The sequence below is a fragment of the Flavobacterium taihuense genome, from assembly GCF_019351435.1.
Classification (GTDB): Bacteria; Bacteroidota; Bacteroidia; order Flavobacteriales; family Flavobacteriaceae; genus Flavobacterium; species Flavobacterium taihuense.
Genome location: NZ_JAHWYN010000016.1, coordinates 17,996 through 32,672, shown reverse-complemented (window position 1 = coordinate 32,672; position 14,677 = coordinate 17,996). Strand labels below are relative to the sequence as shown.

The 14,677-nt window shown below is 34.8% G+C and carries 11 protein-coding genes and 1 riboswitch; of the genes, 10 read left to right on the top strand and 1 reads right to left on the bottom strand.

The window, feature by feature from the left end; genetic code table 11:
• Positions 1–257 precede the first annotated feature (257 nt).
• Entirely contained in the window at positions 258–650 is a 393-nt protein-coding gene (locus tag KZH69_RS15775) for a hypothetical protein (protein ID WP_219318439.1), read from the top strand.
• 115 nt (positions 651–765) lie between these two features.
• Here the strand turns inward: KZH69_RS15775 and metK are convergent, their stop codons facing one another.
• On the bottom strand, positions 766–2,016 hold the full coding sequence (metK, locus tag KZH69_RS15770; RefSeq protein ID WP_219318438.1) for a methionine adenosyltransferase: 1,251 nt from the start codon (positions 2,014–2,016) through the stop codon (positions 766–768).
• A 704-nt stretch (positions 2,017–2,720) separates the two neighbouring features.
• Between metK and KZH69_RS15765 the strand changes: the two genes are divergently transcribed.
• From KZH69_RS15765 to KZH69_RS15730, 9 genes are all read left to right on the top strand, one after another.
• A complete protein-coding gene (locus tag KZH69_RS15765) occupies positions 2,721–4,013 on the top strand; it encodes an O-acetylhomoserine aminocarboxypropyltransferase/cysteine synthase family protein (protein WP_219318437.1) in 1,293 nt (430 codons plus the stop codon).
• Between the two features lie 92 nt (positions 4,014–4,105).
• Entirely contained in the window at positions 4,106–5,107 is a 1,002-nt protein-coding gene (locus KZH69_RS15760; RefSeq protein WP_219318436.1) for an alpha/beta fold hydrolase, read from the top strand.
• Positions 5,108–5,847: 740 nt separating this feature from the next.
• Positions 5,848–7,134 carry an O-acetylhomoserine aminocarboxypropyltransferase/cysteine synthase family protein gene (locus KZH69_RS15755; RefSeq protein ID WP_219318435.1) on the top strand — a complete coding sequence of 429 codons (1,287 nt, stop codon included), beginning with the start codon at positions 5,848–5,850 and terminating at the stop codon, positions 7,132–7,134.
• Between the two features lie 207 nt (positions 7,135–7,341).
• The gene (locus tag KZH69_RS15750; protein WP_219318434.1) at positions 7,342–7,551 is read left to right on the top strand and encodes a hypothetical protein; all 210 of its coding nucleotides are present in this window, start codon (positions 7,342–7,344) and stop codon (positions 7,549–7,551) included.
• A 230-nt stretch (positions 7,552–7,781) separates the two neighbouring features.
• Positions 7,782–7,889: riboswitch (SAM riboswitch) on the top strand.
• A 77-nt stretch (positions 7,890–7,966) separates the two neighbouring features.
• Complete coding sequence (locus KZH69_RS20555) at positions 7,967–8,929, top strand: alpha/beta fold hydrolase (protein ID WP_255558200.1); 963 nt, start codon at positions 7,967–7,969, stop codon at positions 8,927–8,929.
• Between the two features lie 18 nt (positions 8,930–8,947).
• A complete protein-coding gene (gene thrA / locus KZH69_RS15745; protein WP_255558199.1) occupies positions 8,948–11,362 on the top strand; it encodes a bifunctional aspartate kinase/homoserine dehydrogenase I in 2,415 nt (804 codons plus the stop codon).
• 73 nt (positions 11,363–11,435) lie between these two features.
• A complete protein-coding gene (locus KZH69_RS15740; protein ID WP_219318433.1) occupies positions 11,436–12,578 on the top strand; it encodes an RCC1 domain-containing protein in 1,143 nt (380 codons plus the stop codon).
• A gap of 40 nt (positions 12,579–12,618) precedes the next feature.
• Positions 12,619–13,044: an OsmC family protein gene (locus tag KZH69_RS15735; RefSeq protein WP_219318432.1), complete on the top strand. Its 426-nt coding sequence runs from the start codon at positions 12,619–12,621 to the stop codon at positions 13,042–13,044.
• A gap of 70 nt (positions 13,045–13,114) precedes the next feature.
• Positions 13,115–14,287 (top strand): trans-sulfuration enzyme family protein, encoded by a 1,173-nt coding sequence (locus KZH69_RS15730; protein WP_219318431.1) that lies wholly within the window; start codon positions 13,115–13,117, stop codon positions 14,285–14,287.
• Positions 14,288–14,677 lie beyond the last annotated feature (390 nt).

Genomic DNA, 14,677 nt, shown 5'->3' with positions numbered 1-14,677 from the left:
CGAAATTGTAACTTTTCGTTAGATTAGGATTGAACCTCCATATATGAATAGTGTCCAATATCTTTAGTCAGAGAATAAGTGTAATCCATCTTTGAATGTGAGTAGTTTGTATATTCCATTTTTTGTATATCCACATTGATTTTATCTTTGAGAGTAGTTTCTGTATAGAAACGGATAATGTAATGGTTTTAGTATTCATAAGTTTTTATAAGCAAGGATTACATCATAAAAGATTTAAAAACTAATAGTATCTATGCATGAAAAAACTAGTCATCACATTAGATCAAACTATTTCAGGAAATGGAAGTTATGGTTGCTCTTTTTTGAAGGATTATAAAGCGTCTGTCAATTTGGGTTTAAATTGGGCTAAATACAATAATATTCAGAACCGAGTTTTAGCTTCGTCCGAGAGTTTTACACAAAGCTATATCTTAAAAGTAGCAACAAATTATAAAGATTTACCCAATTTGGAAGTAGGGTACAATGGGGAATATAAAGTTTCAGGTACAAATATTTTAAATACGACATCACTAAATGATGATAGTTTTTCTCAATTTTTGACCAAAGTATCAAGATATACAGTGCAACCAAGATATATTGTTTTCTGGTTGAAATACGATAAAGAGACGGAAGTTTGTGCTGCTTTTTGAGTAAATGAAGTTCATTGGTATTTTAATGATTATTAACTCTAAAAAGACTTCTATTTTAAGCAAAAAAAAACCATTCGGAATTGAATGGTTTTTTTGTAGATGAAATTTAGATTTTTTACAATCCAAAAGCAGTTTTCACTTGATCAACGAAATCTAATTTTTCCCAAGTAAATAAGTCAACAGTAACTGTTTTAGTTAATCCACCAGGAGCAGAGAAAGTTTTTGTAACGGTTTCCGGAGTACGTCCCATATGACCGTAAGCAGCAGTTTCGCTATAAATAGGGTTTCTTAATTTCAAACGTTGCTCGATGAAGTAGGGGCGCATATCAAAAATAGCTTCTACTTTTTTGGCAATTTCACCATTAGTTAAATTCACTTTTGAGGTTCCGTAAGTATCAATAAAGATACCCATTGGTTTTGCTACTCCAATTGCATACGAAACTTGTACCAAAATCTCATCAGCAACACCGGCAGCAACAAGGTTTTTTGCAATATGACGGGTAGCATAAGCAGCACTTCTGTCTACTTTACTTGGATCTTTTCCTGAGAAAGCACCACCACCGTGAGCTCCTTTTCCACCATAAGTATCTACAATGATTTTTCTTCCTGTCAATCCAGTATCTCCATGAGGTCCTCCAATTACAAATTTCCCTGTAGGATTAATGTGGTATTGAATTTTATCATTGAATAAATGAGCGTGAGCAGGATTTTTTGCAATGATTCTTGGAATCAATATTTCGATGATGTCTTTCTTAATTTTAGCCAACATAGTAGTTTCTTCATCAAAATCATCGTGTTGTGTAGAAATTACGATAGCATCAATGCGTGTTGGTTTGTTGTCATCGCTGTATTCTAAAGTCACTTGGGATTTTGCATCAGGGCGTAAATAAGTGATTTCGTTATTTTCACGTCTCAAAATCGCTAATTCCTGTAATAATTTATGAGATAAATCTAGTGCCAAAGGCATATAGTTTTCAGTTTCATTCGTTGCATAACCAAACATCATTCCTTGGTCACCAGCTCCTTGTTCTTCTTTACTGGCTCTGTCGACACCTTGATTAATATCTGCAGATTGTTCGTGAATGGCTGAAAGAATACCACAAGAATTGGCCTCAAACATGTATTCACTTTTTGTATAACCAATTTTACGAATTACTTCACGAGCAATTTGTTGCACATCTAAGTAAGTATTTGATTTTACTTCACCTGCCAAAATTACCTGACCAGTAGTTACCAACGTTTCACAAGCTACTTTTGAGTCAGCATCAAATGCCAAAAAGTTATCAATTAATGCATCCGAAATTTGATCTGCAACTTTGTCTGGGTGTCCCTCACTTACAGATTCTGACGTAAATAAATAAGCCATAATAATTATAAATTTTAAAAATTAATCGAGGAAAAACAATTGCTGGAAAGGCTAAAGGAGAGTTTCTGCTTTAGCATTTTTTTCTACTGAAAATTTTTCAGTATCCATAATGAATCCGTTTCATTATGAAGAGGTTGCAATCAGTTCAAATTTTTCCTCTTGTATTCGGGTGCAAATGTATGAAACCATTTTGAATTGCAAATTATTCTTTTGTTTTTTTTAATTTATTAAGAGGAATTTAACAAGTTCTAGTAATTCTATAGAATTTATAAAAATAAATTGATTTTTGCTTGGTGGTTTAAAAAATAGTTTGCATTTTTGCTTCATCAAATAAAAACAAAATGAAATTAATGATGTGCAATATGTGTTGTATGATGTGGAAAACTTCCGCAGGGCGCAGTATTGTATAATTGTAAAAGACAACAATATAGACCTCTGCCAACAGCAGAGGTTTTTTGTTTTAAAGAAGTAATAAAAAAACAAAGAGATGAAAACAATAGTAAATAAAATGATGATGTGTTGTATGATGCGTATGTGCATCCCAATTTGCTATTGCCAAAAGCAAAGGATTTAATCCTTGTTATAGTTCGACTATAAGCCCTTTTGGTAAATCATCCAAAAGGGCTTTTTTATTTCCCGAATTCATTTTAAAACTCAAAGCAAAATCATAAAACTAATTATAAAACATTTAAAAACTTAAAATTATGAGCACACAAAAATTCGCAACAAACGCCTTACACGCAGGACACGACGTAACTAAAAATGGAGGAACGAGAGCTGTTCCAATTTATCAAACCACTTCGTATGTATTTAATAATTCAGACCATGCGGCCAATTTATTTGGTCTTGCCGAAGCGGGATTCATTTACACCAGATTAAATAATCCTACCAATGATATTCTGGAACAACGATTGGCAACTTTGGAAGGAGGAATTGGAGCAGTAGTTACCGCCTCAGGGGCATCGGCTATTTCTACGGCATTATTGGTCTTGCTAAAAGCAGGCGATCATATCGTAGCATCCAACAGTTTATATGGAGGAACCTATAATTTATTGAAAGTGACTTTGCCGAGATTAGGTATCAAAACCACATTTGTAGATCCAACAGATCCCAAAAATTTTACCAAAGCCGCGAAAGAAAATACAAGAGCTTTTTTTGTGGAAAGTTTGGGTAATCCAAAATTAGATGTGTTGGATCTTAAAGCGATTTCGGATGAAGCCAAAGTATTCAAGGTTCCTTTTATTGTCGATAATACTGTAGCATCACCTTATTTATTGAATCCAATTGAGTATGGAGCGGATATAGTTATTCACTCTTTGACCAAATACATTTCGGGTAACGGAACTTCTTTGGGAGGTGTAATCATTGATGCCGGAAAATTTGATTGGAGTAACGGAAAATTTCCTGAGTTTACAGAGCCTTCTGTGGGGTATCATGGTTTTATTTATCATGAAACATTAGGAAATGCCGCTTTTATAGCAAAAGCAAGAATTGAAGGATTGCGAGATTTTGGAGCAGCCTTGAGTCCATTTAATGCTTTCCAAATTATTCAAGGATTAGAGACTTTAGAAGTTCGTATCCGAAGACACAGTGAGAATGCTTTGGCTTTGGCCCAATGGCTGGAAATTCAGGACGAAGTGGCTTGGGTAAATTATCCTGGTTTGAAGTCGAGTAAGTATTATGTTTTAGTGCAAAAATATTTACCAAAGGGACAAAGTGGTGTGATTACTTTTGGTCTAAAAGCGGGTTTTGATGCCGCCAAAAAAGTAGCCGATAACACCAAGCTGTTTTCCATATTGGCTAATATTGGAGACACAAAATCGCTAATTATTCATCCTGCCAGTACCACACATCAGCAATTGTCGGATGAGGAGCAAATTGCAACTGGAGTTACCAAAGATTTAATTCGACTGTCTGTTGGATTGGAAGATATTGATGATTTAAAAGCAGATTTAAAAGCTGTTTTTGAAACCATCAAAACACCTCAATTGGTATAAGAAAGTGTTAGTTTTTGTTAGGTAAAACTGTCTTAGTTATTGATTATAGTCTAAGGCAGTTTTTAAATAAATAACTTTAAAAAGTATTCAAAATGGAAAATTTAGAAAAAATAGATCTCTTTAATTTTGATTTAGAAATAGGGAAACAGAAGTCTTACCTTCCTTTGTTTTATCAAGTTTTTGGACAACCATTAGGCAGTGCGCCTGTTGTAGTAGTGAATCATTCTTTGACAGGAAATTCGAATGTTACCGGAGAAAAAGGATGGTGGAGTGGAGTCGTTGGTGAAAATAAACCAGTAGATACTGATTATTTTACGGTTATCGCCTTTAATATTCCTGGAAATGGATTTGATGATAATATTGATAATTTGATAGACAATTATCGCGATTATAGCATTCGTGACATTGCCAGAATCTTTTGGGAAGGGTTGTTTTTCTTAAAGGTAAAAAATGTTTATGCCGTAATCGGCGGAAGTCTGGGAGGTGCAATAGCATGGGAAATGGCTGCTTTGCAACCCGATAAAATTGACAATTTGATTCCGATTGCTTCAGATTGGAAAGCTACGGATTGGGTTATCGCCAATGTTTTAATTCAAGACCAAATTCTGAACCATTCCGATGATCCAATTGTAGATGCACGTTTGCATGCTACGTTATTATATAGAACGCCAGAGTATGTGAATCAAAGATTTAAGAGAAGCAAATTGGATGAATTATCCGTTTTGCAGATAGAAAACTGGTTGTTGGATCATGGTTTTAAATTAAAAAACAGGTACCGATTGGCTGCTTATAAGCTGATGAATCATTTGCTTAAAACCAATGATATTACAAGAAATAGGTCTGATTTCCTAACGGTGGCCAATGCTATTGAAGCCAATATTCATCTAATAACTGTTGATACGGATTATTTGTTTATTGCCGAGGAAACACGCAAAACTTACAGAGAGTTGACCAATAAGAAGCAAAATGTTTTTTATCATCAAATTCAATCCATTCATGGGCACGATGCTTATTTAATAGAGTTTAATCAATTATCCGATATTTTGAAACCTATTTTTAACTATCACAAAGAACAAAATTATGTCAGCGCTTAGCATAAATGTTATCTTTTTGGGATTAGGAATATGGGTTGTTGATTTATTCATACCCCCCCCATTCCAAATACGTAGCGTTTTTGTTTTTGACCTAATTTGTAGTTTCAAAAGGATTAAAATGAGAAATTTTTGTTAAAATAATATAAGAATATGCCAATAAATAATTTTTATTATTAAATAACAAGCTGACTTTTAACTATTTATGAAATGAAATAATTGTTTCTTAATTATTAAATTTACGTTTAGTATTAGGATTATTGAAAAAAAGTTTCGATATTTGTAAAATAGAAATAAAAAAGAAAAAAATGAAGTTTAATGTATGCAATATGTCTAAAAAAGCCATTCAGGTTAAGTCCTGTAGGGAGTGTGTATAGCTTAATTTTAAATTCAAAAAATATATAGCAAAAGCCTCCCAACAATTTGGGAGGCTTTTTTTTTAAGTCTTTTTTTTAAATAATAATAAACATCAGTTAACAATACAGTATGAAGCAAAATTACTCAAACATTCAGGTCGCCATTTGCAAATCGAAGACGATGATGTGTATTAATACCATGATGTGTGTTTGTATCTGCTGATTCCAAAAGTATAAGTTTATCATATAACTTAAAAAACCCTTTTGGATACGTATCTAAAAGGGTTTTTTGTTTTTCAGTCATCAAAGGATAAGAAAGTCAGAATTAAAAAATAATATAGAAGCCAAAATAAGCTTTGGTTAATTAAAAATTAAAATAAAAAAATTATGAGTTCAAATAAATTTGCAACCAATGCATTGCACGCAGGACATGACGTTACAAAACATGCAGGTACACGTGCAGTGCCTATTTATCAAACCACATCTTATGTTTTTAATAATTCGGAGCATGCTGCCAATTTATTTGGTCTTGCCGAGGCCGGATTTATATATACTCGATTGAATAATCCAACCAACGATATTCTGGAGCAACGATTGGCTGCGTTGGAAGGCGGAATTGGAGCAGTAGTTACTGCATCAGGAACTGCGGCTATTGCAACTACATTATTGGTTTTGTTGAAAACAGGAGATCATATTGTAGCTTCCAACAGTTTGTATGGAGGGACTTATAATTTATTGAGTGCGACATTACCCCGATTGGGAATCACAACCACATTTGTAGATCCATCCGATCCGTCTAATTTCACGAAAGCTGCCAAAGAAAATACCAAAGTGTTTTTTGCAGAAAGTTTAGGAAATCCAAAATTAGACGTTCTTGATCTTAAAGCCATTTCGGCGGAAGCCAAAGCTTTTAAAGTGCCTTTCATTGTCGATAATACGGTTCCATCACCTTATTTATTGAATCCAATTGAGCATGGAGCCAACATAGTGATACACTCCCTGACCAAATATATTGCAGGGAATGGTACTTCGCTGGGGGGAGTTGTTATTGATGCAGGAACTTTTGACTGGAGCAGCGGTAAGTTTCCAGAGTTTACAGAACCATCACCAGGATATCACGGATTAGTGTATCATGAAGCACTTGGAAACGCAGCATTTATTGCCAAAGTGAGAATTGAAGGATTGCGGGATTATGGAGCTGCATTGAGTCCCTTTAATGCTTTTCAGATTATACAGGGATTGGAAACCCTGCCAGTTCGAGTCCAGAAGCACAGCGAAAACGGATTGGCCTTGGCACAATGGCTAGAAAAACAGGAAGCTGTGGCTTGGGTCAATTATCCTGGTTTGAAGTCGAGTAAGTATTATGATTTGGCCCAGCAATATTTACCAAAAGGACAAAATGGTTTGCTGACATTTGGTTTAAAAGGTGGATTTGAAGCGGCCAAGAAGGTGGCTGATGAAACGAAGTTATTTTCGCTTTTAGCCAATATTGGAGATACCAAATCCTTGATTATCCATCCGGCGAGTACAACACATCAGCAGTTGTCCGATGCAGAGCAGGTCGCCACGGGAGTTACCAAAGATTTGATTCGACTATCAGTAGGACTGGAAGATATAGAAGATTTAAAAGCCGATTTATCAGCCGTTTTTGCCGAATTAACAGTAAAAGTATAAATGCACAATTGATTTTTTAGGAAACGAAACTCATTGTGCTATAAAAAGAAAGAGAATGTTGCGAAACATTCGAACTATAAGCCATAAAATAAACATTAATTACAAAAATAAAGTATCATGAAATGAGCATAAAACTAAATTGGTCGAAAATGATAATCTAGAAATGCGAATTACATATTACCTATTATAAACAATAAATATACAGATATGAAAACTATAACATATATCACAAGCAGAGTAGAGTTACTAAAAAAAGCAATTTTGAATGCAATAAAAGTAGAACCGTTTAATCCGATGAAAGAGTTGGATCACACCAGGTTTCATGTGGATGAGAATTTCGATTTGAAAGCAAAAAAAAGCAAAAGTTCTTTATTGTTTCACATGTACTCTAAAGAAAACGAAACTCTTTTTATTTAAAATAAGAGAATAACTGGAAATGTGTAGGTGAAAATTATTTGCCACGAATTGCACGGATAAAAACGCGAACTATTCTTTTTGAATGGAATAAAAATCGTGAGAATTAGTGCAATTCGTGGCAATTTTTTAATTGATGGGCAGTAATTATTTCAAAGATGAGTTGAATAATAATTTGGTTGTTTCATAAAATTGTAGTTAATTTGCATCTTTAAGTTCAGAAACGTATTGAAATGTTATAAAGAAAGGCAGAGGGATTAGACCCGATGAAGCCTTAGCAACCCTTCGATTTATCGAAGAAGGTGCTGCATTCTACCACGCCAAACGTGGAAAGATAACACTAAGAATTCATCTAGTTTTTCTAGCTTTCTTCATAATATTTCCAGGTACAAATCAAAAATCAAAAAAAGATTTGAAATTGGAAAATAAACCAACCACTATTACAATACAAAATTTCACTACCGAAAGTGGTGCTTTTTATGCTACCATCAATTTGAGTTATCAGCTTTTTGGTCCGGCATTGCATACAGCGCCCATTGTTTTGGTCAATCATGCATTAACAGGGAATTCACAAGTGGTGGGTTTGAAAGGGTGGTGGAATGTACTTATTGGCGATAAGAGAACGATAGACACCAATACATATACCATACTTGCATTTAACGTGCCTGGAAATGGTTTTGACGATACCATTATCGAAAACTATTTGGATTTTACGGCCAGAGATGTGGCCAGACTTTTTATAGAAGGGATTAAAGCACTTCAGATTAATCAATTGTTTGCCATTATTGGAGGTTCTGTCGGTGGCGGGATTGCTTGGGAAATTGCCGCATTGGCACCAAAGATAACAAAACACTTAATTCCGATTGCGACCGATTGGAAATCGACCGATTGGTTGATTGCCAATTGTTTTTTGCAAGAACAAATTTTGAATAATTCGGCTAAGCCAATTGAAGACGCTCGCATTCACGCCATGTTGTGTTATAGAACGCCTGAGTCTTTTAAAGCAAAATTTGACAGAACAACCAATCAAGAATTGGCGGTTTTTAATATCGAAAGTTGGCTGAATCATCACGGAGAGAAATTGCAAAAACGTTTTCAGCTTTCGGCTTACAAGTTGATGAATCAATTGTTGAAGACAATAGATATTTCAAGAAATAGAGAATCTTTTCTTGCTGTAGCCTCACAAATAGAAGCGGATATTCATATTATTGGAATCAATTCGGATTTATTTTTTACGATAAATGAAAATAAAGAAACATACGAAACATTGAAAAAACATAAAACGAATGTAACATTTCAAGAAATTGATTCCATTCATGGGCATGATGCTTTTTTAATCGAATACAAACAATTAGACAATTTGCTTAAAGGGATATTTTAAGCTAAAATATACATCGAAATGAAAATATTAAAATTTGGAGGAAAGTCTTTGTCAAATGGAGACGGAATCAATAAAGTGGTGGCAATTATTGCCGGAAAAGTAAATAGCGGAGAGCAGATTGCTGTGGTGGTTTCAGCACGTGGAAATGCAACGGATGAACTGGAAGATATATTGGCTTTGGCTTCTAAAAATGGGGATTACAAGTCTCTTTTTGAAGATTTTAAAAGCTATCAACAAGATGTTTATGAGGATGTAGATTTGTCTGAAGAGTTTAATAAATTGGAGAAACTTTTTGAAGGTGTAAGCCTTATTGGAGATTATAGCGTGAAAATTAAAGATGAAGTGCTTTCTAAAGGAGAGTTGATTTCGGCTAAATTGCTTACGGCTATTTTAATCAAGAATGGTATAAAAGCTAATTTTGCCGATACGAGAGAACTGATAAAAACGGACTCAAATTACGGTGATGCACAACCGGTTGAACAGCTTTCGAAGAAAAATGTTGTTGCTTATTTTAAGGAAAATAATGGAGAAACGGTGAATGTGGTTACTGGTTTTATTGGTTCCAATAGTAAAAATGAAGCGACGACACTAGGAAGAAATGGAAGTAATTATACCGCTTCGTTGCTAGCAAATTATTTGGATGCGACAGAACTTCAAAATTATACGCACGTTGACGGAATTTATACTGCAAATCCTGATTTGGTTTTGGATGCAAAAAAAATAGATCATTTGTCTTTTAACGAAGCGAATGAGTTGGCCAATTTTGGAGCAACGATTTTGCACGCTAAGACTATTATTCCTTTGTTGGAAAAAAACATTCCGCTTCGTATTTTGAATACGTTCAATCACGAAAATCAAGGGACATTAATCACTTCCAGAGCAGATAAAGAAGGAATTAAAACGCTTTCGGTTCTGGAAAATGTGGCATTGGTGAATCTGGAAGGTCGAGGATTACTGGGAAAAACTGGAGTTGATGCCCGAATTTTTAAAGTGATGGGAGACAACGAAATCAGCGTTAGTATTATTTCGCAAGGTTCGTCTGAAAGAGGAATTGGACTTGTGGTTGATGCCGATAAAGCGACTCGCGCCATGATTGAATTGGAGAAAGAATTTGAAAATGATTTTTACTCAAAAGACGTCAACAAAATTACGGTAACGGATAATGTTTCGGTAATTTCTATTATCGGACAGGATTTGAGCACGTTTCATAAACCCTATACGGCTTTAATCAAAAACAAAATTGTACCGATCCTTTTCAACAACACGGTTACGGGTAAAAACGTGAGTTTGGTAGTGAAAAAATCGGAGTTGAACAAGGCTTTGAATGTGATTCACGGAGAGATTTTTGGAGTATCCAAGAAAATCAATATTGCAATTTTTGGTCACGGATTGGTTGGAGGAACGCTGATTAACCAAATTTTGGAATCGGCCGGCGCTATTGAAAAACGCAAAGGAATCAAGCTGAATGTTTTTGCAATTGCGAATTCTAAAAGTGTGCTTTTGAATAAAGATGGCGTTTCGCCAAATTGGAGAAATGAAATTCAAACCAATGGAACTTCTTATACAATTGATGATGTTATTGCTTTTGCAAATGAACATCACTTAGAGAATTTGATTGCCATTGACAACTCGGCATCTACTTCTTTTGTCGAAAATTACATCAAATTAGCAGAGAATAGTTTTGACTTGATTTCGTCTAATAAAGTGGCTAATACGTTGAGTTACTCATTTTACAAACAGTTGAGACAAGTATTAGAAGACAATCAAAAAACCTACCTTTATGAAACAAATGTTGGTGCCGGTCTGCCATTGATTGATACGATTAAATTATTGCATCTTTCGGGTGAAAATATCACTAAGATAAAAGGGGTTTTCTCAGGAACGTTGAGTTATTTATTCAATAATTTCTCTGCGAAAGATGCTCCGTTTAGTGAAATATTAAAAGAAGCGATTGATAATGGTTACACCGAACCAGACCCAAGAGAAGACCTTTGCGGAAACGACGTGGGCAGAAAACTATTGATTTTGGCGAGAGAATTGGACTTGCAAAACGAGTTTGAAGAGATTAATATTGAGAACTTAATTCCGGAACATTTGCGTGATGGAGATGTGTCTGATTTTTTAAACAAATTGACGGAGTTTGACCCAATTTATGCTAAAATTAAAGCAGATCAAGAACCGAATCATGTGTTGCGATACATTGGAGAATTATCGGGTGATTTGCAAAATGATAAAGGAAATCTGGAAGTGAAATTGGTTTCGGTACCAAAAGAAACCGCTTTGGGCGGATTGAAAGGATCAGATTCGTTCTTCGAAATTTATACCGAATCGTATGGAGATAGACCAATCGTGATTCAAGGAGCAGGAGCAGGATCTGCAGTAACGGCGAGAGGCGTTTTTGGAGATATTTTGAGATTGTCGGATAAAGGGTAGTCTTGTGGTCATCGAAAGGGAATTAAAAAGATAACGGATTTTACGTATATTTAAAAAAAATAAAAAATTAAATATGAAAAATCTAATTGCTCTAGTATTGTGTTTTCTCTTGTTTATTGGATGTTCTAAAGATAGTGGAACCGATGATGTTTTGCCAGATGTTGTCTTGCCAGTTGAAAATAATCTTCATTGTTGGAGCTCTATTTCTGGATCTTCACATTCAGTAGCAATTCAATCTGATGGTAGTTTATGGGCTTGGGGAGTGAACAATGATGGAGAATTAGGTGATGGTACTTATGAACAAAGAAACAGTCCTGTTCAAATCCAAGTAGGAACAACATGGAAAAAGGTTTCAGTTGGAAGGGATCATACTTTGGCTATAAAGTCTGACGGTACATTATGGGCTTGGGGTAGTAATAACGATCGTCAATTAAATACTGATTTAGTTGTGAGAAATTTAAATACTCCTCTTCAAATTGGAACTGCTAATGATTGGGAATTTGTATCTACTGGCTCTTTTAAATGTTTCGCAATTAAAAAAGATGGTAGTTTATGGGCCTGGGGTTCAAATGTTGGAGGTTCTTTAGGGGTAGGTGTTGATGATCCAATAGTTACAAATGTAACACAAGTTGGTACTTCAAAATGGAAATATATTTCAGGAGGAGAGAGACACACTTTAGGAATTCAAACAGACGGAAGTTTATGGGCATGGGGAGGTAATAATAGAGGAGAACTTGGTAATGGTGGAACAGAATTATACACTAATTTACCTGTAAAAATAGGTAATGCATCTAATTGGATATCAGTCTCCGCTAGTTTTGATTTTTCATTAGCATTAAAATCTGATGGCACCATTTGGGGGTGGGGTAAAAATGATGGAGGACAATTAGGAATAGGTAATAAAGAAGATGTTAATAAGCCAATACAAATAGGTAAAGATGCAAATTGGAAATCACTTGCAGCGGGTTTTGTGAGTGCAGTAGGGGTTAAAAATGATGGGACATTATGGGTGTGGGGAGGTGGCATAAATTCAATTCCAACAAGAAAAGGTACTGATGTCAATTGGGATTTTGCAACTTCTGGATGGTATTATGTTGCAGCAATAAAGAAAGATAGTGGATTATGGACGTGGGGATATAACTTTTTAGGGCAATTAGGTGATGGGACAATTATTGATAAAGATAGTCCAACATATATTAGTTGTAAAAGTAGTTAAGAATAAAAAAAAATGATTTTAAAGTATAATTTGCAAAACAATGAAAGTAAGCTTAAACAGAGTAAATGACAACTTCCATTTTGAATTAAAAAATGAAAGAGGTCATATCGTAAATGTAGATAGTCGCCCAGAATTTGGCGGAGACGATAAGGGACCAAGCCCAATGGAATTAGTATTAATGGGCGTTGCGGGGTGTAGCGGAATTGATATGATTTCGATTTTAAAAAAGCAACGTCAGGAAATCACTTCTTTCAAAGCTGAAGTTGAAGGCGAACGCGTACAAGTAGGAGAAGCAAAACCATTCAAAGATATTCATGTAGTGTTTTATTTGGAAGGACCAATAAATGGAGAAAAAGCGTTGAAAGCAGCACAACTTTCTTTTGATAAATACTGCTCAGTTTCCAAAACATTGGAGCCAAACGTAACAGTACATTATAAAGTAGTTTTGAATAACAAATTATTATAGTTTAATTAAAGAGATTGGTTTTGAATATTCCAACAAATTTAAACCTTAAACTTTAAACAAAAAATATAGAATGAACGAACAAGAATTTGGTTTTGAAACCCAAGCCATACGTACCCAGTTAGAAAGAACGCAATTTCAAGAACACTCAGTGCCTTTATACTTAACGTCTAGTTTTGTATTTGAAGATGCCGAAGATATGCGTGCTTCTTTTGCTGAGGAGAAAGACAGAAATATTTACAGCCGTTACAGTAACCCCAATACCAACGAATTTATCGAGAAAATTTGTAAAATGGAAGGTGCTGAATCGGGTTTTGCCTTTGCCTCGGGAATGGCGGCCGTGTATTCAACTTTGGCGGCTTTGTTGAACTCAGGAGACCATATTGTTTCGGCAAGCAGTGTTTTTGGAGCTACACATTCGTTGTTTGTGAATTATTTTCCAAAATGGGGAATCGACACATCTTATTTTGATATCGATAAGCCAGAAACCATTGAAAGTTTTATAAAACCAAACACAAAGATTCTTTTTGCAGAATCTCCAACCAATCCAGCGGTAGATATTATCGATTTGGAATTGTTAGGTAAAATTGCCAAAAAGCATAATTTGATTTTAATAATTGACAACTGTTTTGCTACACCTTATTTACAGCAACCAATAAAATGGGGTGCAAATTTGGTGGTACATTCAGCTACAAAATTAATAGATGGACAAGGTAGAGTATTAGGAGGAATAACAGTTGGGGATGCCGAATTGATTCAAAAAATCTATTTGTTTTCTCGACTTACTGGCCCTTCCTTATCACCATTTAATGCTTGGGTATTGTCAAAAAGTTTAGAAACTTTGGCGATTCGTTTAGACAGACATTGTGAAAATGCCTTGAAAGTAGCAGAATTTTTAGAAAGTCATCCAAACGTAAATACCGTTAAATATCCATTCCTGAAATCACACCCACAATATGAATTAGCCAAAAAGCAAATGAAATTGGGTGGTAACATTGTAGCCTTCGAAATCAAAGGCGGAATCGAAGCGGGAAGAGCATTTTTGGATAAAATAAAATTGTGTTCGTTGTCACCAAATTTGGGCGATACGAGAACAATTGTGACACATCCAGCCTCTACAACTCACAGTAAATTAACCGTTGAAGAACGTTTGGCGGTGAGCATTACAGATGGTTTGGTGCGTGTTTCTGTAGGATTGGAAACCGTGGAAGATGTCATTGCAGATTTGGAACAGGCGCTTTCTTAAAGATTTATAATTATAGCAAAAACCCACGGTTCAAACTGTGGGTTTTGTGTTTTTAGCCGAGATGTTATTATAAAACAATTAATTTGGGAGCAGATGCATTTAGTGTTTTTAGTAACATTGGTCCCGCTATCCGTTTCAATCTTATGTGCCGAACCCCGGCACATAAGGATTTCCACTGCTATCGGGGCTAAAGGAAGAAATTTCGCTTTTTTGTCATTATTTCGGAAAGAAAAAAAAGTAATAATTGAATCCAGATTGAAATATAAATGAGTTTTGATTTGTTAAAATTGTAAATTTGGATTTTAGTCAATACTATTTATGAGGAAAATTATAAAAATAACACTGTTTGTAATCATTGCTATTATAATCACAAGTTGTGAAAAGAAAGCA